The following is a 19,574-nucleotide window of genomic DNA, read 5'->3' on the forward strand; positions in this document are numbered from 1 at the left end:
CGGCCTGCTTGTCGATCTGACGCAACGAAAAACCCCGGAGCATCGCTCCGGGGTTTTCTCTTTTGGACCTACCGGTTGCTCAAATCTTCCCGGAGCGCTGCAGCGTCATCATGTAGACGTCGTAGCTGTATTCGGCGACCTGAGTGTAGAGATAATGCTGGCCGCGGAAGCCCTTGATCGATTCCCAGATCTTTTTGAAGGTCGGGTTGTTGGCTTCCATTTCGGCATAGACCTCGTTGGCCTTGTCGAAGCAGGCATTCAGGATCTCGGTGCTGAAGGGCCTGAGCTTCGCCCCTTCGGCGACGACCCGCTTGATGGCGGCGGGGTTCAGGTAGTCGTATTTCTGCAGCATGTTGGCGTCGGTCGCCTGCGCGGCTGTGCGCAGCAGCGATTGATAAGCCTTCGGGAGGCCTTCATAAGCCGCCTTGTTGAACATGACATGCACGGTCGGGCCGCCTTCCCACCAGCCGGGATAATAGTAATAGGGTGCTACCTTGTAGAAGCCGAGCTTCTCGTCGTCATAGGGGCCGACCCATTCGGCCGCATCGATCGTGCCTTTCTCGAGCGCCGGGTAGATATCTCCGCCGGCGAGCTGCTGGGGCACGACGCCGAGGCGTTCGACCACCTTGCCGGCAAAGCCGCCGATACGCATCTTCAGACCCTTGAGATCGGCAACGGTGTTGATTTCCTTGCGGAACCAGCCGCCCATCTGCACGCCGGTATTGCCGGCCGGGAAGCCGATCAGCCCCTGCGTCGCCAGGAATTCATTGAAGAGATCGATGCCGCCGCCGTGATATTGCCAGGCGTTCATGCCACGGGCATTGAGCGCGAAAGGAACGGCAGCTCCCAATGCCCAGACCGGATCCTTGCCCCAATAATAATAGGCGACCGAATGACAGGCCTCGACGGTTCCGGCCGAAGTTGCGTCTGCAGCCTGCAGGCCAGGCACGATTTCGCCGGCTGCAAACACCTGGATGTTGAAATTGCCGTCGGTAGCCTCGGAAACATACTTCGACAGCACTTCACCGCCACCATAGATCGTATCGAGCGACTTCGGAAACGATGACGTCAGGCGCCAGTTGATTTTCGGATTGCTCTGCGCAATGGCCGGTGCTGCAAGCGTTGCAGCCGCTGCCACCGACCCGGCGCCGGCGACGCCGGCTTTCCGCAGAAATGAACGACGATCCATCTATTACTCCCCCCGGATACGAGCGGGCGGACTCGCCCGCTCTTCGTGATCACAGCCGCAGCTAATCATGCCGTTCGGCGCGTTTCAAGCGTATCGGAAGCTGGTGCAACCATTGATTTTTGCTGCGAGCCGTAAGCGTGGATCTAAAGGCTTTTGCCCTTCACGATCGTCTCCCGCAAAAAACTGTAGCCCAGAGCCGTGCGCGTCGCGAGCTCGATTGATGCGCCGTCACCGCCATGGCCACCCGAGCCGAATTCGTGGAACAGCGGATGATGGCCGAGCGCTTCCAACTGGGCCGCAAACCGCCGGGCATGCGAGGGATGAACTCGGTCGTCATTGCTCGAGCTTTCGATGTAGATCGACGGATACGTGATCTCGGAGGTAGGCTTGACATTGTGCAGCGGCGAATAGCTCAGCAGGTAATCGCGATCAGCCGGATTGTCGGGATCGCCATATTCGTCGATCCAGGCTTTTCCGGCCGGGAAGACATGGAAGCGGGTCATATCCAGGACAGGCACCTGGCACCAGATCGCGCCGAAATCCTGCGGATAGCGTGTCGCCATGACGCCAGTCAGCAAACCTCCATTGCTGCCGCCATTGCCGGCAATGCGCGATGGCTTGGTATAGCCGCGGGCGACGAGGTCGCGGGCGACGGCGGCAAAGTCCGCGAATGCCCTGTGGCGACCCTGGCCTTTTGCGACGCGATGCCAGTTCGGCCCGAATTCGCCTCCGCCGCGAATATAGGCCGTCACAAAGGCGTTGCCCTGTTCCAGCCAGCGGCCGATGACCCCGGAATAATATGGGCCGAGCGGGACGTCGAAGCCGCCGTAGCCATATTGCAGCACCGGCAGTTCGCCCTTGGTCCAGGCCTTCGGCAGTACGATATGATAGGGCACCTTCGTCCCGTCCTCGGAGGTAGCTTCCAGCAGGAGGGACGTCATGCCTTCGCTGTCGAAATAGGTCGGCGAACTGGCAATGTGCTTGAGTTCAAGCGGGGCCTTGCGATCGCCAAGATCCAGCCGGTAGGAGGAGGGCGGCTGCAGAAAGCCCGCGCCATAGACCTGCAGCGTGTCGTCACCGAGATGCAGATCGGAATAGAGCGGGGCGACCGACACCGTCTGAACATCATCAGGCAGTGCGATTTCGCGGATTTCGGCATCGGCGCTCGTCAGGTCGAGAACGAAGAGATGCGGTTGCATATTGTCCGAGACGATGAAGACGCACCATTCGCGCATCAAAAGGAATTGCGAAACCGATTGTCGGTCATTGGGCGAAAACAGGATGCGTCTTGCATCGATACCGGTCTTGCTGGGCTCTCGAGGCAGGGGTTGCAGGGCCAGGCTGCCGCCCGGGATCCGTTCGTCTGTCTTGGCAAGCCAGATCAGATGGGAGTGGTTGAACCCGAACTCGGCATCCTTCGGCAGGTCGATCCGTCGTAGCGAACCGTCCCCATCCTCGATGAAATGGCTGGCGCTGCCGATTTCGTGACCCGCGCTGAAAATACGGATCGGCCTGGCCGCATCTCCCGTCGCCAGATCGGCGAGCTGCGGATCGAAGATCGAACAGGAGCCATAAATGTCGCTGTCATCGGCGGCATAGAGTACGGGTGCATCGGACGGCACCTGGCCACGCCTCAGGCGGCGGCCGAGACGCGGCCAGCCTGAGCGAGTGGAGGATTCGCGGTCGATGGAGCCGAAATAGGCGATTTCGTCCCGGCTGAGCCAGGTCGCGTGACTGCGCACGGCCGGTGTGTCGAAGCCGCCTTCGACGATGCTCTTCGTCTCGCAATCGAATTCGAGCATCCGAATGGGATCGGAGCCGCCATCGGAAAGGCAAAGCAGCACGCGCATCGGCTCCCAGGGGCAGGTGAGCGCACCGCGCCAGAGCCATTTTCTGCCCTCCTTGGCGCAGAAGGCGTCGAGATCGAAGATTGGTTCCCAGGGAGCGTCGGGCAGAGGGGTAAGATCGGCCGGCAGCCGATACCAGCAACCGAGCGGATGATCGGCGCTGCGATGAAAATCGAACAGCCAGCTGCCGCGCCGGGTCGTGGCGATCAGCCGATCCTCGCGTTCGATCATCTCCTTGATCGCGTTGCGATCCGCCTCGAATTCCGGCGTCATCAGCAGCCGCTCGGATTCGGTATCCTTCTCTGCGACGAACTGCAGAGTTTGTGGGTCGTCGTCGCGTTCAAGGTGAAGGTGCATGGGGCTCGCCATTCCATTGTTGGTGGTGGTCGCCCTCAGCAAACCAAAATACGGGCGCTGAAGCAACTATGCTTCCGCGCCCGTATCGGTCATAGATTTTTCGGTGTCGACCCGCCTTAGCGGACCATCTTTGTGTCGGCCTGTGCGACCATATTGCTCGCCGGGGCCGGTTCGCGCTTGTATTTCAGCGTGACGACCTTGTAGCCCTCATTCTCCAGTCGGCTGAGGAGAACGGGCAGCATCCTAACCGTGCGCTGGTGGATGTCGTGCATCAGAACGATGCCGCGGCCGCGCTGATGGAGCTGCTTCATGGTGCGATCGACCACTGAGGCTGGGGTCGAAGTGAAGTAATCCTTGCTGTCGATATCGACATCCATGACGATCATGTCGCGAGCGGCAATCGCCGTGCGCAGGCGTTTGGAGTCGGCAAGATAGGGGAAGCGGAAGAAGGGAACGTCCGTGCCGATCGCCTTGGTGACGGCATCCTTGCCGCGGGCGATCTCGGTCATCGCCGCGTCGAAGGTCATCTTGTCGAGATCGGGATGGCGGAAGGTGTGGCTGCCGATCGCATCGCCATGCGCAAGCACCTCGCGTGCCGTCGCCGGGTGTGCCTGCGCCATTTCGCCGACCATCATGAAGGCGGCCTTGACGCCGAATTTGTCGAGCGTGGCGAGAATGCGTTCCGTCTTGCCGGGAGCCGGGCCGTCATCGAAGGTCAGGATGACCTCCTTGTCGGCGAGCCTGATATCTTTGAGCGACGAGACCTCCAGCGTCCGGCCGGCGAGACTGTGCGGGCCATTCATGCCCGCCAGGTCACTCCTTGTTTCGAGATCGGCGACGAGCCATTTCTTCGGCTCCATCTCGATGGGATCGTTGGCCTTCAGCGGCTTGTGACGCGGCTCTTCGGCGGCATAGCTGCTCTTGAGCGACGCTTCATTGCCTGGTTTCGTGGCACATCCTCCGAGAGCCAGGGACACGGCGAGGCCAGCCAGCAACACACGGTAGTTCATCAGAATCGCTCAACACTATGTCTATGAAAGTTGAGCGCATATTCTGCAGTTATGGTTAATGATCGGTTAGGAGCGGCCGCGAATTCCTTAACAAGCGGTCAGCTTCAGCTGGCCATACCGCTCTCATATTCCGATGAAAGTTCCAGCCACTGCTCCTCGGCCGCCGCGAGCTTTTCTGCCGCATCGGCACGCTGTTTTGCCTTTTCCGCAGCCTTGGCCGGTGCCTTCTCATAGAGGGCGGGGTCCGCAAGTTCTGCGTCAAGAGCCTGAATCAGTTTCTCAAGCTTGCCGGTCAAGGATTCGATTTCATTGATCTTCTTCTTGAGCGGCGCCAGCGAGGCGCGCCGATCGGCATTGAGCTTGCGCTGGTCGGCTTTGGAAACGGAATCGTCACCGGTGCTCGGCTTGGCCTTGTCGTCCTTAGCTTTCGGGCTGGCGACGACGAGGCTGCGATATTCTTCAAGATCGCCGTCGAAGGTCGAGACGGTGCCGTCGCGCACCAGCCACAGCCGATCGACGGTGGCTTCGATCAGGTGACGGTCGTGCGAGATCAGGATGACGGCGCCGGAATAATCGTTCAGCGCCTGGATCAGCGCGTTGCGGCTGTCGATATCGAGATGGTTCGTCGGTTCGTCGAGGATTAGCAAGTTCGGTGCGTCGAAGGCGGCAAGGCCCATGAGAAGCCGTGCCTTCTCGCCGCCGGAGAGATCCTTGACCTGCGTGTCCATCTTCTCCGTCGCAAGCCCCATCTGCGCGACGCGGGCGCGCACCTTCGCTTCCGGCGTTTCGGGCATGCGGCGGCGGACATGCTCGACGGCCGTCTGGTTGGGGATGAGATCGTCGAGCTGGTGTTGGGCGAAGAAGCCGATCTTCAGGTTCGGTGCGAGCCTGACTTCGCCGCTTTCTGCGCCCAGCCGCCCGGAAATGAACTTCGCGAAGGTCGATTTGCCGTTGCCGTTGGAGCCGAGCAGCGCGATGCGGTCGTCGGCATCGATGCGCAGGTTCAGCCGTTTCAGGATCGGCTTGCCCGGCTCATAGCCGACGGCGCCGCCGCTGATTGCGATGATCGGCGAGGCGGGCTGCTTTTCAGGTTCCGGAAAACTGAAGCCCATCACATGGTCTTCGATGACGGCGGCGACCGTTCCCATGCGCTCCAGTGCCTTGATGCGCGATTGCGCCTGCCGCGCCTTCGAGGCCTTGGCCTTGAAGCGGTCGATGAAGCTCTGCAGGTGCTTGCGGGCTGCATCGTTCTTCGCCTTCGCCTTCATCTGCAACTCGTCGGCCTCAGCCTTCTGCCGCTCGAACTGATCGTAGGAGCCGCGATAGAAGGTGAGCTTCTTCTGGTCGAGATGCACGATGGAATTAACGGCCGTATTCAGCAGATCGCGGTCGTGCGAAATGATGATGACCGTGTGCGGATAGCGGCGGATGTAGTCCTCCAGCCAGAGCGTGCCTTCAAGGTCGAGATAGTTCGTCGGTTCGTCGAGCAGCAACAGATCCGGCTCGGAAAACAAGACGGCCGCGAGCGCAACGCGCATGCGCCAGCCACCGGAGAAGGAGGAGGCGGGGCGCTTCTGCGCCTCATGGTCGAAGCCGAGGCCGGCAAGGATACTGGCGGCGCGCGCTTCAGCCGAATGCGCATCGATATCGGCAAGCCGCGTCTGGATATCGGCGATGCGGTGCGGATCGGTTGCGGTCTCGGCTTCCGCAAGCAATGCGGAGCGTTCCTTGTCGGCTGCCAGGACGATATCGATCAAAGGCTCCTCGGTGCCGGGTGCCTCCTGCGCCACCTGGCCGATGCGGGCATTGCGGGGGATCGAGACCGAGCCGCTCTCGGCAGCGAGATCGCCGGTGATGATCCTGAACAGCGTGGATTTGCCAGCACCGTTCTTGCCGACGAGGCCAGCCTTCGTGCCCGCCGGAAGCGTCACGCTGGCATGGTCGATAAGAAGGCGGCCGGCAATGCGGGCGGAAAGGTCTGAAATCGAAATCATGGCGCGGTTTTGGCCGAACTCGACGCTGAAGGCAAGAGCGGGACGGCGCTTAGGCGCCGGCCTTCTGCGAGGATTTCGAGAGATTGGCGCAGTTACGCAGCCGCTCGGTCAGCTCCGTTTCATAGAGCATGAGATTGCTGAGCGAGGCATTGAGGCTGTCGAGTGCAGCATTGGCATGCGGAGTCGTGTCGATCTCGCGGGCAAAATGCTGCTTTTTCATCAGCCCCTTGGCGAGCTGATCGGCGACTTCGCGCAGCATCTCGGCCGCGTCGCTCTCGGATTTGCGCGCCACCAGCCCGCAATGGCTGACAAGGCGATGCTTCAGGCCAATCTCGTCGAGCCCGCTTTGCGGGGGAAGGGGGCCAAGCGCCTCGATCTCTTCGGCAAGACAGCGGTCCTGGCCATAGAGCGCTTCATAGAAGAGCTGATAGTTGCGCGGCAGGTTTTTCACCTTCAGCCGCGTCATGAAGCGGCCGATAACCTCAAGCTCGGTTTCCGTTTCATCGTCATCGATGGAATATGCCGAAACGCTTGTCTGCGAGTTCTTCATGCCTGCCTTTGGACCGTGAGCTGATATATCTTATCAATCTGCAGGTCGGCAGGTTAAGGGAACATGAACAAGACGGCCGATCCTCGCCGCAGCGCAACAAAATGAGGCATGTGATCAACGTCTGGGCGAAGATGGGAAACGACGGTTCTCCCCTTGGCTACATCCAGTGCTGTCCTTCACTGCGCAGAAAATGCAGGAGGTCCAGCACCAGTGACGGCTTGCCCATGGATGTGAGGATAGCGTGGCACTGGCCGCGGTGATGGGTGTGATGGTTGAACATATGGGATACCGCCGCATGGAGGGGAACGGTGATGGCGCCCGGGCGCAGGATCGAGGTATAGGTGATGTCGGAGGCAAGTGCATCGGCATCGAGCGTTTCCAACCAAGTAATGATATTTCGATCTTCCGCCTCCCGTAAGCTGTAAAGGCCTTCAAGGGTGTCATGTAGGACGGTATCGAGTGACGCAGGTACGCCGCCAGTGCCGTTGAAACGGTGCATCCACAGCCGGTCCGCTATCAGCAGATGATTGAGCGTTCCGTGGAGCGAGCCGAAGAAGGCGCCGCGGTCTTCGTGAAATTCGGCGTCGCTGAGGTCTGCTGCGGCATTGTAGACCTGGACATTGGCCCAGCGATTATAGTCGGCAAGCATCTTGAAATGTTTGAGCATATGCGTCTCCTCTTATAGTGGTGGTGATTTTATCGCGAAGTTTGGTGGCGGACAGCCGCTTCGCCACCCAGCGGATCGCGAATCAGCTGCTCGGACTGTGACAGCGGCGTGAAATTGGCCGATCCCCCTTGTTTTCGGGCCTTGGGGCAGGTAAAGACCGCCCACTTTTCTCTGATTACAAGGAATGGACCCATGGCGATTGAACGTACTTTCTCGATGATCAAGCCGGATGCGACGAAGCGCAACCTGACCGGCGCCATCACCAAGGTTTTTGAAGACAACGGCCTGCGCGTCATCGCCTCCAAGCGCGTCTGGATGAGCAAGCGCGAAGCTGAAGGCTTCTACGCCGTTCACAAGGAACGCCCGTTCTTCGGCGAACTCGTCGAAGGCATGACCTCCGGCCCGACCGTCGTTCAGGTTCTGGAAGGCGAAAACGCCATCCTGAAGAACCGCGAAATCATGGGCGCGACCAACCCGGCCAACGCTGCCGAAGGCACGATCCGCAAGATCTTCGCTCTGTCGATCGGCGAAAACTCCGTTCACGGCTCGGACGCTCCGGAAACGGCTGCCGTCGAAATCGCCTACTGGTTCTCCGAAACTGAAATCGTCGGCTGAATCAGCCTTTCAGCTTTAACGCTGAACGATTTGAAATGACTCATGAAAGCCGGGACTTCGCCTCCCGGCTTTTTCGTGCCGTCAAATTAGACTCCCTCTCCCCGTGGGCGGCAGGGGGTATCGCATATGAACTGAAATCGCCGCCGTCCTCCTTCTCCCCTTAGGGAGAAGGTGCCGCAAGGCGGATGAGGGGGTGCCCGCCAAGACCACCAAAATTCATGAATTCAAATCGTAACCCCCTCATCCGACCCTTCGGGCCACCTTCTCCCCGAGGGGAGAAGGGATTTCCGGCGCTGATCACCCCATATGTGATTGTCCTACCGCGAGTGGGAAGAGGAGACTATCCCGCTGCTGCCTCTCAAGCCGGGCAGGCCATATCCTTCCCGTAATCGGCGCTGCCATCGCCCTTGAAGACATCTGGATTGGCGGTATAGACCGGGCCGACGACCAGCGGTTTCGTCGGCAGCACGGTCTGGTCGAGATCGGATTTGACCTCGGTCTTGATCGTCTGGATCGTCTTGTCGCTAGCATCCACCAGCTTGATCGAGACCGAGTAGGGACGGTCCTTGCGCACGCAGCGCAGATCCGGGCTTTCCAGCGTGATCTTGTCCCAGAACGTATAGATCTTCTGGTTGACGACTAGCGGATCGCCGCCGGCCGGATTTTCGAATTCTGCAACGGCAGTCGTTCCCTCCGGGATCGGGGCGATCTTCTTGAGCGTGATCATATAGCTCGCGCTCGCCACCCGATAGTTGAAGACGAAGAGGCGGCCGGTGAGCTGGGTCGGGCCTTCGTCGTCTTTCCTCTGGCAGCCGGCCAGCGCCAGGCCGGCGATGATCCCGGCGCTCATCATTGTCAGCATGATCCTTCGCAATCTCATGGCGCAGTCTCCTCCTTCTTGCGCCGGTAGTGCCGGCTAGCCTTGGCTCGGTTGCCGCAAACCGCCATGTCGCACCAGGCGCGGCTTTTGTTCTTGCTGCGGTCGATGAAGAGCCAGCCGCAGTTGCGGCATATTTTCATTCGTTTGGGATCGGGCATGGCGATGAGGCGCAGCGTCGAATGCACGGTGGCGGCATCGAGCCCACCGGATGAGGCTCGTTTCAGAACTTTCGCCAATGCCGCAAGCAGATCCGCAAGCAGCAGATCTGCAGCCTCGCCAAGAACGCGTGCCCGGAAATAGCGGTCGATCAACTCGCGGAGGGCGATGAAATCGGCCCGGTTTTCCCGCTTTATAGGCAGGATATCGCCGAAGAGCGCCCGCTCCGCGCAGAAATTCGCAGCCGCCTTCGGAAAGCTATCCATCTGTCCCACTGCCTCGAAACGGTCGATCCGACGCCCGTCGTCATGGCGCAGGATCACGCTATTGGCGACATCGAGCGCGAGCGCGCCACCGGAGAAGCGATGTGGGGTCCAGGAAAAACTCATGGCGAAAATTATAACTGGTAAAATTCATTTTGCCAGTTACTATTTGCTGGTTCTTCGGAGAGATGGAATGGCTTATCTTCTGCAGCAACTGGCGAATGCCGTTCCGCTCGCTGCACTGTATGCGACGCTGGCCTTCGGCTATTCCATTGCCTTCGGGGTCATGAAGCGGGCCGATATCACCTATGGCGCGCTGTTCGCCTTTGCCGGCCAGATGCTCGTGCTCTTTACCGATGTCGGCTACACCAAGATGTATCTGGTTCTGCCGGCCGCCTTTGCCTTCGGTGCCGTCGTCGCCGTCGGCTACACGATCGGCACCAGCTTCCTCGTCGGCCGTGCAATCATGCTGCCGCTGTCGCGCAAGTCACCGAATACGGTCATCGTCGCGGCACTCGGCATGATGATCATCCTGATGGAAACGGCGCGGCTTGCCTCGAATACGCGTGGCATCTGGCTGCCACCCTTCCTGAACGATGCTGTCGTCTTCTGGGATAGCGGCGATTTCCGCGTGACGCTGACGGAAATCCAGCTGCTCAATACGGCCCTGATGATCCTTGTCATCCTCGCGGGCGCCTATGTGCTGAAATGCACCGGCTGGGGGCGTATCTGGCGGGCGGTGACGGACGATTCCCTTGCCGCTGAGCTTTGCGGCGCCAGCGCCAACCGCGTCTTCCTGCTAGCCTATGTTGCGTCAGCCCTCGTCGCAACCATCTGCGGCCTGCTGGCTACTTCCTACTATGGAACGATGGATTTCGGGGCAGGGCTAATGTTCGGGCTCAAGGTGCTGATGATCGCGGCCGTCGGCGGCTATTCCGATCCGCTGAAGTCAGCGGGCGGGGCAGCGCTCCTTGGCTTGACGGAGACGATGTGGGGTGCCTACGGCCCGTTCCTGTGGCGCGACTTCGTCATCTTCTCGCTGCTCGTCCTGCTGCTGGTCATGAGCCGTCGTGAAAGAGTGGTTCCCTGAAGCCTATTTGTTGCCGGCCCACCTGGCTCGCGCGGCATCGTCGGCATCCCTGGCCAAAACCCAGCCGCCTTCGGTACCATCCTTGCCGTGCTCCTTCTTCCAGAAGGGAGCAGAGGTCTTCAGAAAATCCATGACGAAATTGGCGCCGTCGAAGGCGGCCTGCCGATGTGGTGCGGCCGCAATGACGAGAACGATGTTCTCGCCGGGCGTGATCTTGCCGTAGCGATGGATGGCGGTCAGGCCGAGAAGCTCGAAACGCTCGATGGCGAGATTGGCGATGCGGGTGATCTCCGCTTCCGCCATGCCGGGATAATGTTCGAGTTCGAGGGCACCGAGCGCGCCCCCTTCGTCACGGCAGAGGCCCGAGAAGGTCACGACAGCGCCGATATCGCGCCGCCCGGCGGCTAGCCGATCGATCTCCGCCTGGAGATCGAAATCCTCGCGCTGGACTTTGACGAATGGTGAGATCATCGCAATTTCCTTGATCGGCTTCGCAAACATGCTGAGGTGCCTCCCGACCCCTCGCTAAGGCTCAGGGCGTTCGTCGCTGCAATCGATTCACTGGATCGAATGCTCGGGCTTCGCCCGACCGCTCCTCACCCCCCGGTCATCGGCGGGAAGAGCCCGATCTCCCGCGCTCCGGCGATCGGCTCATCGTGCTCCGCATGTTCCATGTTGATAGCGACGCGGATCGCCTGGGGGAATTGAAGTGCCGCCTCGTATTCCTCGCCCAAGCCCTTCAAATGACTCAGGAGATCGCCGACGGTGACGACATCGGCGGGCAGGGAAATCTCCTCTTCCGCTTTGCCGATCCGCTCGCGCACCCAGGCGAAATAGACGAGTTTCGTCATCATTCCTCATCCACGACATGCTTTAGCCCGGCCCGGAAATAATCATAGCCGGTATAGATGGTCAAAAGCGCTGCGACCCAGAGCAGGACGATGCCCATCTCTGTCGTGTAGGGTAGCACCTTGTCGCCTGCCGGCCCAGCCAGAAGGAAGGCGATGGCGACGAGCTGGGCCGTCGTCTTCCATTTTGCGATGCGCGTCACGGGAACGCTGACCTTCAACGCCGCCAGATACTCACGCAGGCCCGAAACCAGGATTTCGCGGCAAAGGATGATGATGGCGGCCCAGAGCGACCAGCCGGCAATGGTGCCGTCGGCGGCGACTAGAAGCAGGATCGCGGAGACCAGCAGTTTGTCGGCGATCGGATCGAGCATTCGGCCGATATTCGAGGTCTGGTTCCAGATGCGCGCGAGATAGCCGTCGAGGAAATCGGTGATCGAGGCGATGATGAAGATCCAGAGCGCGACCCAGCGCGCAAAATCGGAGCCCTCCAGCTTACCCTCGATGAAGAAGCAAAGAACGATCAGGGGTACGCAGATAATGCGGCCGTAGGTGAGCAGATTGGGGATGCTGTAAGCGCGCGAAGCCATGGAAATCGTTTCGTTTCTGTTGTCTCGACCGAACCGGATTGGGCACTGTTGATCCCATCCCGCTGAAGTCGTCTGATGGAGTGTGATCCCAAAAACCGCTCCGCACTTTTTGATGGTCACACCCTAGATGATGGTTTGGTCAGTTTATCGTCAATATTGTTTCTGTTTTTTCACCGCTATTGCGTGGAATTTGCGACGAGCTTTCCCTATTTCGCGGCGTCCTCGTGGAAATGGTTATAGACCTGACGCGCCACCGCTTCGGAAATGCCCTCGACCGCCATCAGGTCGGAAAGCGCGGCGCGCGACACGGCCTTCGCGGTGCCGAAATGCTGGAGAAGCGCGCGCTTGCGCGAAGGGCCGATGCCACCGATCTCGTCGAGCGGGTTCTTCACCATCTCCTTCTTGCGCCGGGCGCGATGGGAGCCGATCGCGAAGCGGTGTGCCTCGTCGCGCATGCGCTGGATGAAATAGAGCACGGGATCGCGCGGCGGGAGCGAGAAGCTTTCGCGCGAAGGGGCAAAGAAGCGCTCACGCCCGGCTTCGCGGTCGACGCCCTTGGCGACGCCGATGGCGATGACACTGTCGGTGATCCCGAGCTCATCGAGAATGGCGCGCACGGCCGTCATTTGCCCTTGGCCGCCGTCGATGAGGATGACATCGGGCCAGGCGGGGAAGGCGCGATCGGCGGCATCGACGCTGGCGTCGGTCTCGCCGCTGCGGTCGGGCTTGCCTTCCTCCTTCAGGAGACGAGAGAAACGGCGGGTCATGACTTCGCGCATCATGCCGAAGTCGTCGCCCGGCGTGATGTCGGTCGATTTGATGTTGAACTTGCGGTACTGGTTTTTGACGAAGCCTTCCGGCCCGGCCACGACCATGCCCCCGACCGCATTCGTGCCCATGATGTGGGAGTTGTCGTAAATCTCGATGCGCTGCGGCGTGTAGGGAAGCTTGAAGGTTTCCTTGAAGCCTTCGAGCAGCCGCGATTGCGAGGCGGTTTCCGCGAGCTTGCGGCCATGCGCCTCACGCGCGTTGGCAATGACATGTTCGACCAGATCGCGCTTCTCGCCGCGTTGCGGCACGAGGATCATAACCTTATGACCGGCCTTCTCGCTGAGGGCCGCTGCCAGCAGTTCGATTTCCTCGACCGTCTCCGACAGCAGGATCTGCCGCGGCACCGGCTTGTCGTCATAGAATTGCGCGAGGAAAGCGTTCAGCACTTCAGCACCCGAGAGCGATGGATCGGCCTTCGGGAAATAGGCACGGTTGCCCCAGTTCTGTCCGGTTCGGAAGAAGAAGACCTGAATGCAGGAAATGCCGCCCTCGTGGTGGATGGCAAAGACATCGGCTTCCTCGACGCCGGCCGGGTTGATGCCCTGATGGCTCTGCACATGCGAGAGCGCCGCCAGACGGTCGCGGAAAATGGCGGCGCGTTCGAAATCCAGATCTTCGGCGGCAGCATTCATCGCCTCGGCCATATGCGCCTTGACGTTCTGGCTCTTGCCGGAAAGGAAGTCCTTCGCCTCCTGTACCAGTTCAGCATAGCCTGCATCGCTGATCTCATGCGTGCAGGGGCCGGAACAGCGCTTGATCTGATAGAGCAGACAGGGACGCGTGCGCGTCTCGAAGACGCTATCGGTGCAGGTGCGGATCAGGAACGCGCGCTGCAGCGAATTGATGGTGCGCCCGACGGCGCCCGCCGAAGCGAAGGGGCCGAAATAGTCGCCCTTGCGGGCGCGGGCGCCGCGATGCTTGAAGATCGCCGGCGCGCGATGATCGCCCGTAATCAGAATATAGGGAAAGGATTTGTCGTCGCGCAGCAGAACGTTAAAGCGCGGACGCAAGCGCTTGATGAGATTCGCTTCCAGCAGCAGCGCTTCCGTCTCCGTCCGCGTGGTCACGAATTCCATATTGGCGGTTTCGCGCACCATGCGGGCGATGCGGTTGGAGTGCACCTTGCCCAAGGCATAGTTGGAAACGCGCTTCTTCAGGTTCCTGGCCTTGCCGACGTAAAGCACGTCGCCGGCCTCGTTGAACATGCGGTAGACGCCGGGATTGTTAGGCAGCCGCTTGACGAATTCGGCGATCAGCTCGGCGCCGCGCAGTCCCGTCTCGTTCTTTCCGCCTTCGTTCCAGTCGACAGGCGCAATAGGGGAGGCTGCGGCATCGCCTTCCACCTCGATGTCGTCTTCGATATCCTCTGATTCGTCATAGAGAACGCCGCCGTCAGGCAGCTTTCTTCCATTCATTCTGCACTCTCCGACACGTCTGGCGTTTCCCAGGCAAGGTGCTGGCCGCCATCGAGCGCTATCATTTGGCCCGTGATCGAGGGCGTGTCAAAAAGAAAGCGGATGGTCCGGCCGAATTCTTCGAGCCCGGGCGCCGCCTTTAATATGAGGCCGTCGATCTGCGCTTGAAAGTCCTCTTCGGTCTGCCGCACGCTGCGCACCGTCGGGCCTGGGCCGATCGCGTTGACGCGGATACGCGGCGCAAAGCTCTGCGCCATCGTCTGAGTCGCCGTCCAGAGGGCGGCTTTCGACAGTGTATAGGAATAGAAGCGCGGATTGAGTGCCCAGACCCGCTGATCGACCATGTTAACGATCAGGCCCGGATGCGGTTCGGGAAGCTGCCGGACGAAATCGGCAGCCAGAATCGACGGCGCCCGCACGTGGATTGCGAAATGCGCCTCGAAGGCTTCTTCGTCAAAATGATCGGCGGAATCGCCGAGGAAGGCTGAGGCATTATTCACCAGAAGATCGAGCGGGCCGAGAGAATCCGCAACCCTTTCGACAAGGGTTGAAGTCTCGCCCAAATTCTGCAGATCCGCCTTGATCGCAATGGCTCTCCGGCCCATTTGCCGCAGTTTCGCCGCAATTTCCTCGGCCTCGGCGAGCGACTGATTGGCATGCAACGCCACGGCGAAGCCATTAGCCGACAAATCCTCGGCAATTGCCAGGCCTATTCTTTTGGAAGCGCCGGTTATCAGCGCCGTACGTAGTTTTTCCTGGCTCAAGAGATCGCCTTTTGCTCGTCGTTACCCAATCGATGCTCATATAGGGCGTCGATACACCATATGAAAAGATGCATGAGCGAATGATGCGCTTTGGGGTTTCTTATGTAAAACTTGAGATATATTTAGTTTAAAATAAGTATACACAGTTTAACCGATGATTAGGGTTAACAATTCCTCTGTTGCGATGAAGCAACATCGAAATTCAGCCACGTCTGTGCCACAATGATATCATATTTTGGCTCTTCCAATTCCTCATTTGCATTCCAATTTCAACCTCGATCCGGGAGGGATATGTTTTAATTGCTCGTGGCGCTTCGAAGTCAAGGACAGTAAGCGGGGCACACGGGACTGAAAGGAGAAAAGTATGCGTACTCTTATCACGACCCTCATGGTCTCCGCTTTCGCTCTCGGCGGTTACACCGCAGCTCAGGCTGCTGACGCTGTTGAGCAGATTCCGCAGCCGCCCGTCGCTCAGGAAGCAGCTCCGGCCGTCAACAACTGGTCCGGCTTCTACATCGGTGGCGCTGGCGACTGGAACGCCGGTCACTTCAACCGCAACGGCGACGCTTACGCCTGGGGCGGCCAGGCCTTCACCGGCTACAACTGGCAGCAGGGCCAGATCGTATATGGTATCGAAGCTGACCTCGGCTACTCCGGCGCCGACAGCACCCGCAACGGCCTGACCGCCAAGAACGGTGTCAACGGCTCGGTTCGCGGTCGCCTCGGTTACGACTTCAACCCGTTCATGCTGTACGGCACGGCCGGTCTGGCACTCGGCCAGAACAAGCTCTCCGACGACACCTCCTCTGACAGCAAGACGGCTGTTGGTTACACGGTCGGTGCAGGTGCTGAAACCTTCATCACCAACAACATCACGGCTCGTCTCGAGTACCGTTACACGGACTACGGCAAGAAGAACTTCGACCTCGACTCCGGTCGGTTCTCTCGCGGCTACGACGAACAGAGCGTCAAGGTCGGTATCGGCGTCAAGTTCTGATTATCCGAAGGCTTAAGCCTGAAGAAAAAGCCGGGGTTTTGCCCCGGCTTTTTTGCGTTATGCCTCTGAGTGTTTAGGCGGCATCCGTCGGGAAGTCCGTCGAGACGGCCAGTTCGCGCCAGTCGGCCAGTTCCTTGGCGACATACTCGTTCTTGGCCTCGATCGCGCCAACTGTATCGGAGCCGAAGGGCATGCGCAGCGGTGGGTTCGCCGAATGGGCAAGCGTGATCATCGATTTTGCAAGGCGTTTGGGATCGCCGGGCTGGGCGTGATTGTGACCGGCGGCGAAATCGCGCATGACGCCGGCCGGCGTGTCCCTGTAGTCGGCAATCGAGCTCGGGCTGACGGCAAGCGAGCTCTCATCAAGGAAGTCGGTGCGGAAGAAGCCGGGTTCGACAACAGTGACCTTGATGCCAAGCGGCTTGAGTTCCGCCGCCATTGCCTCCGACAGGCCTTCGACCGCGAACTTTGTCGAGCAGTAGACGCCCCAGCCGGCATGGCTCTGGTAGCCGCCGACCGAGGACATGTTGATGACATGGCCCGAGCGCTGCCGGCGCATATGCGGCAGGATGGCGCGCGTCACCTTCAGCAGGCCAAAGACGTTGGTGGCATAGAGCTTCTCGATCTCCTCGGCCGTTGCTTCTTCCACGGCGCCGAGCAGCCCGTAACCGGCATTGTTGACAAGGATATCGATCTTTCCGAAGCGCTTGACGGCGGCCGCGGCGGCCTCATGAGCCTGCGCTTCGTTCGAGACGTCGAGGGCGACGGGCAGGAGGTTCGGATGGTTGCCGAACTTCTCTGCCAGACCGGCGGGATTGCGGGCCGTAGCGACAACGGCGTCGCCGGCGGCGAGGGCTTCTTGGGCGATGAGGGCGCCAAAGCCGCGGGATGCGCCCGTGATGAACCAAACACGCATGATTTTCTCCTTCGTGGGTTGGCAATTCCAGGGGTGGAATTCGCTTGCAGGAGAAAGGTAGCTTGATGGCATCGTTGAGATAATCTACTTTCTCTTCCATAAAGTGCTGAGAAATTCTCATCAATGCGGCGTATCCGTTCGACCGATCTAGCTATCTTCCTGGCGATTGCCCAACACCGCAGTTTTCGCAAGGCGGCGGTGGAGCTCGGCGTGACGCCTTCAGCGCTCAGCCATTCGTTGCGCGCGATCGAGGAGAGGTTGGATGTGCGGCTGGTTAATCGCACCACGCGCGGTGTCGGGTTGACGGAGGCCGGAGAGCGCCTGTTCGATCGCATCCGCCCCGCTTTCCTCGATATCGACGATGCTCTCGAAGATCTCGATAAATTCCGCGGCCAGCCCTACGGCAAGCTGCGCATCAACGCCCCGCGACCCGCCGCCAGGATGGTGCTGCTGCCAATCGTGTCACGGTTCTTGAGGGCTTATCCGGCCATCGAAATGGAAATCGTCGTGGACGATGCGCTCGTGGACACGGTTTCCGCCGGTTTCGATGCCGGCATACGGTTCGGAGAAAGCATCGCGGCCGACATGATCGCTATTCCTATTGGCCCTCGTCAGCGCACGGCGATCGTCGGCTCGCCGGAATATTTTCAGCGTTTCCCTAAACCGGTCACTCCTCATGATCTGAAGGACCACCGCTGTATCCGCTACCGTTTTGCGAGCGGCACCTATTATCGCTGGGAGTTCGAGCGAGGAGGCATCGAGCTGGAGATCGAGGTGCAGGGGCCGCTCACGCTTGGCGATCTCGACATCATGCTGGACGCCGCCATCAATGGTTCCGGTCTAGCCTTCTTGTTCGAGGATCACGCGCTGCCGGCTTTGCAGGATGGCCGGCTGATCCGCGTGCTGGAGGACTGGTGCCCCTATTATCCCGGCTTCTTCCTCTATTATCCGAGCCGCCGGCAGCTGCCGACGGCTTTGCGCGCCTTTATCGATTTTGTAAAGGCCGAGACTGCTCGCCAGAGCTGAGCCGAACAGCGTTAGACCTGCGGCTTCATCGCTGGAAAATCGGGGAAATGCTTCTCGAACTTGCGCGCCCAGTCTATCAATCCCGCATGGTCCGCTTCCCACTGCCCTTCGAAGCGGAGCTGCAGATAGCCGACAAGGGAGGCAAGCGCGAAATGACCCGCATGCAGCTTCTTGCCGATCTTCGGCGGCTCGGCGTCAAGATGGGTGAGGGCGCGGCTGACCTTCGTCCACTGCCGGTCGATCCAGGGCTGATGCTGCTTCTCGGGCTCGCGAAGGCGGCGCTCGTAGACGATCGACAGCAGACACTCGCTGGTGCCGTCGATCAGCGCTTCCAGAACCTCGATTTCGGTCCGCTTGCTCTTCTTCGAAGGGTAAAGCCCGCCCTCGCGACGATCGAAATAATGCATGATGGCGCGGCTGTCGAAAATCGCCTCGCCGTCGGCGGTCAGCAATGTCGGGATCTTGCCGAGCGGGTTGTTGTCGATCAGCAGCGTCGGACCGGCATTCGTATCGACATGGATCTCCTCCAGCTTGATGCCGAGATGGCGTGCCGCCATGCGCACCTTGCTGGAAAAGGGGGAGGTGGGCGAGCAAAGAAGTCTCATGAAATCACCTGCGAGATGTGTATGTGAGAAATCTCAATGTTCGCCACGCAGCCAGAATGCGCGCTGCGAGGCGAAACGGTCCTGCGCCAGAATATCCTTCAAGGCCGGCAGCAGCGCATGCAACTCATCCTTCAGCGTGAAGGGCGGGTTGACGATGATGAGGCCGGAGCCGGTAAGCCCGGTGAAGCCGCGATCGCTTTTGACGATCAGCTCGGCGCAGAGCATTTTCGGAATTTCCAGCGCCTGTAGCGCCTCGTGAAATGGCTTGATCGGCGCGTCCTTCTTGATCGGATACCAGAGGCAATAGGTGCCGCCGGGAAAGCGGCGCCAGGCTTTGGCCAAGCCTTCGATCAGCCGCTCATATTCGCCTTCCTCTTCGAAAGGCGGGTCGACGAGCACGATGCCGCGCTTCTCCTTCGGCGGCAGATGAGCGCCGAGCGCCAGCCAGCCGTCCAGCTCGGTAACGCGGGCATGGTGATCGCCCTCGAACAGCCGATGCAATCGCTGGAAATCGTCGGGATGCAGTTCCATCGCCGAAAGCCGGTCTTGCGGGCGAAACAGCATGCGGGCAAGCTTCGGCGAGCCGGGATAGAGCCTGACGCCGCCCTCGGGGTTCAGCTCGCGGATGGTGGCAAGATAAGGCCCCAGCAGGTCCGCCACTTGCGGCACCAATTCCGCCTCCAGCACCCTGCCGATACCATCTCGCCATTCGCCGGTCTTCTGCGCTTCTTCGGAGGAGAGATCGTAAAGCCCGATGCCGGCATGGGTATCGAGAACGCGAAAGGCCTTGTCCTTGTTCTGCATGTAGCGGACGAGGCGCGCGAGGATTGCGTGTTTCAAGACATCGGCAAAATTGCCCGCGTGGTAGATGTGCCGATAGTTCATTGTCGGTGAAGTCCGCATGAATTGTTGAGATGGGCCGGATTGTCTCTAGTGGCCGGTCTCCGCTTGAAATATACAAACC

The 19,574-nt window shown here is 60.0% G+C and carries 20 protein-coding genes; 4 read left to right on the forward strand and 16 right to left on the reverse strand.

All coding sequences use genetic code 11. From position 1 onward, the window contains the following. Nucleotides 1-79: 79 nt before the first annotated feature. The 6 genes from FBZ97_RS14330 to FBZ97_RS14355 all read right to left on the reverse strand — a co-directional run bounded on the left by FBZ97_RS14330 (nucleotide 80) and on the right by FBZ97_RS14355 (nucleotide 7,614). A complete protein-coding gene (locus FBZ97_RS14330) occupies nucleotides 80-1,189 on the reverse strand; it encodes a TRAP transporter substrate-binding protein (RefSeq protein ID WP_069616205.1) in 1,110 nt (369 codons plus the stop codon). A gap of 143 nt (nucleotides 1,190-1,332) precedes the next feature. Further along, nucleotides 1,333-3,393: a prolyl oligopeptidase family serine peptidase gene (locus FBZ97_RS14335; protein WP_145320538.1), complete on the reverse strand. Its 2,061-nt coding sequence runs from the start codon at nucleotides 3,391-3,393 to the stop codon at nucleotides 1,333-1,335. 116 nt (nucleotides 3,394-3,509) lie between these two features. Beyond that, nucleotides 3,510-4,403, reverse strand: coding sequence for a polysaccharide deacetylase family protein (locus FBZ97_RS14340; RefSeq protein ID WP_145320536.1), 894 nt, complete (start codon nucleotides 4,401-4,403; stop codon nucleotides 3,510-3,512). 104 nt (nucleotides 4,404-4,507) lie between these two features. Continuing rightward, nucleotides 4,508-6,397, reverse strand: coding sequence for an ABC-F family ATP-binding cassette domain-containing protein (locus FBZ97_RS14345; RefSeq protein WP_145320535.1), 1,890 nt, complete (start codon nucleotides 6,395-6,397; stop codon nucleotides 4,508-4,510). Nucleotides 6,398-6,446: 49 nt separating this feature from the next. Continuing rightward, entirely contained in the window at nucleotides 6,447-6,947 is a 501-nt protein-coding gene (locus tag FBZ97_RS14350; protein ID WP_113351709.1) for a hypothetical protein, read from the reverse strand. Between the two features lie 157 nt (nucleotides 6,948-7,104). Next, nucleotides 7,105-7,614 (reverse strand): DinB family protein, encoded by a 510-nt coding sequence (locus FBZ97_RS14355; RefSeq protein ID WP_145320533.1) that lies wholly within the window; start codon nucleotides 7,612-7,614, stop codon nucleotides 7,105-7,107. A gap of 192 nt (nucleotides 7,615-7,806) precedes the next feature. On the opposite strand from FBZ97_RS14355, the gene ndk reads away from it, so the two are divergent. Beyond that, nucleotides 7,807-8,229 (forward strand): nucleoside-diphosphate kinase, encoded by a 423-nt coding sequence (ndk, locus tag FBZ97_RS14360; protein WP_106997454.1) that lies wholly within the window; start codon nucleotides 7,807-7,809, stop codon nucleotides 8,227-8,229. Between the two features lie 358 nt (nucleotides 8,230-8,587). Here the strand turns inward: ndk and FBZ97_RS14365 are convergent, their stop codons facing one another. Further along, the gene (locus FBZ97_RS14365) at nucleotides 8,588-9,109 is read right to left on the reverse strand and encodes a hypothetical protein (RefSeq protein WP_145320531.1); all 522 of its coding nucleotides are present in this window, start codon (nucleotides 9,107-9,109) and stop codon (nucleotides 8,588-8,590) included. Next, nucleotides 9,106-9,654 (reverse strand): CGNR zinc finger domain-containing protein, encoded by a 549-nt coding sequence (locus FBZ97_RS14370; RefSeq protein WP_145320529.1) that lies wholly within the window; start codon nucleotides 9,652-9,654, stop codon nucleotides 9,106-9,108. Before FBZ97_RS14370 ends, FBZ97_RS14365 begins: the two co-directional genes overlap by 4 nt. 67 nt (nucleotides 9,655-9,721) lie before the next feature. Between FBZ97_RS14370 and FBZ97_RS14375 the strand changes: the two genes are divergently transcribed. After that, a complete protein-coding gene (locus FBZ97_RS14375; protein ID WP_145320527.1) occupies nucleotides 9,722-10,618 on the forward strand; it encodes a branched-chain amino acid ABC transporter permease in 897 nt (298 codons plus the stop codon). A gap of 3 nt (nucleotides 10,619-10,621) precedes the next feature. On the opposite strand, the gene FBZ97_RS14380 is transcribed toward FBZ97_RS14375, so the two are convergent. The 5 genes from FBZ97_RS14380 to FBZ97_RS14400 form a co-directional block, all read right to left on the reverse strand. After that, entirely contained in the window at nucleotides 10,622-11,089 is a 468-nt protein-coding gene (locus tag FBZ97_RS14380) for a molybdenum cofactor biosynthesis protein MoaE (RefSeq protein ID WP_145320952.1), read from the reverse strand. 125 nt (nucleotides 11,090-11,214) lie between these two features. Further along, nucleotides 11,215-11,469, reverse strand: coding sequence for a molybdopterin converting factor subunit 1 (moaD, locus tag FBZ97_RS14385; RefSeq protein ID WP_069616328.1), 255 nt, complete (start codon nucleotides 11,467-11,469; stop codon nucleotides 11,215-11,217). Continuing rightward, nucleotides 11,469-12,056: a CDP-diacylglycerol--glycerol-3-phosphate 3-phosphatidyltransferase gene (gene pgsA / locus FBZ97_RS14390; RefSeq protein ID WP_069616214.1), complete on the reverse strand. Its 588-nt coding sequence runs from the start codon at nucleotides 12,054-12,056 to the stop codon at nucleotides 11,469-11,471. The genes moaD and pgsA overlap by 1 nt, the downstream gene beginning before the upstream one ends. A 206-nt stretch (nucleotides 12,057-12,262) precedes the next feature. Beyond that, nucleotides 12,263-14,302, reverse strand: coding sequence for an excinuclease ABC subunit UvrC (uvrC, locus tag FBZ97_RS14395; protein ID WP_145320524.1), 2,040 nt, complete (start codon nucleotides 14,300-14,302; stop codon nucleotides 12,263-12,265). Beyond that, nucleotides 14,299-15,066 (reverse strand): SDR family oxidoreductase, encoded by a 768-nt coding sequence (locus FBZ97_RS14400; protein ID WP_113354690.1) that lies wholly within the window; start codon nucleotides 15,064-15,066, stop codon nucleotides 14,299-14,301. Before FBZ97_RS14400 ends, uvrC begins: the two co-directional genes overlap by 4 nt. 364 nt (nucleotides 15,067-15,430) lie before the next feature. Between FBZ97_RS14400 and FBZ97_RS14405 the strand changes: the two genes are divergently transcribed. Beyond that, a complete protein-coding gene (locus tag FBZ97_RS14405) occupies nucleotides 15,431-16,063 on the forward strand; it encodes an outer membrane protein (RefSeq protein ID WP_113329062.1) in 633 nt (210 codons plus the stop codon). 73 nt (nucleotides 16,064-16,136) lie between these two features. Here FBZ97_RS14405 and FBZ97_RS14410 read toward each other — a convergent pair whose 3' ends face one another. Further along, a complete protein-coding gene (locus FBZ97_RS14410) occupies nucleotides 16,137-16,979 on the reverse strand; it encodes an oxidoreductase (protein WP_145320522.1) in 843 nt (280 codons plus the stop codon). Between the two features lie 123 nt (nucleotides 16,980-17,102). Between FBZ97_RS14410 and FBZ97_RS14415 the strand changes: the two genes are divergently transcribed. Next, complete coding sequence (locus tag FBZ97_RS14415) at nucleotides 17,103-18,005, forward strand: LysR family transcriptional regulator (RefSeq protein ID WP_145320520.1); 903 nt, start codon at nucleotides 17,103-17,105, stop codon at nucleotides 18,003-18,005. Nucleotides 18,006-18,016: 11 nt separating this feature from the next. Here FBZ97_RS14415 and FBZ97_RS14420 read toward each other — a convergent pair whose 3' ends face one another. Next, entirely contained in the window at nucleotides 18,017-18,610 is a 594-nt protein-coding gene (locus tag FBZ97_RS14420; protein ID WP_145320518.1) for a glutathione S-transferase, read from the reverse strand. 33 nt (nucleotides 18,611-18,643) lie between these two features. Continuing rightward, nucleotides 18,644-19,495 carry a 23S rRNA (adenine(2030)-N(6))-methyltransferase RlmJ gene (locus tag FBZ97_RS14425; RefSeq protein ID WP_145320516.1) on the reverse strand — a complete coding sequence of 284 codons (852 nt, stop codon included), beginning with the start codon at nucleotides 19,493-19,495 and terminating at the stop codon, nucleotides 18,644-18,646. Nucleotides 19,496-19,574 lie beyond the last annotated feature (79 nt).

The organism is Rhizobium sp. ERR 942 (assembly GCF_007828395.1).
GTDB lineage: Bacteria > Pseudomonadota > Alphaproteobacteria > Rhizobiales > Rhizobiaceae > Rhizobium > Rhizobium dioscoreae.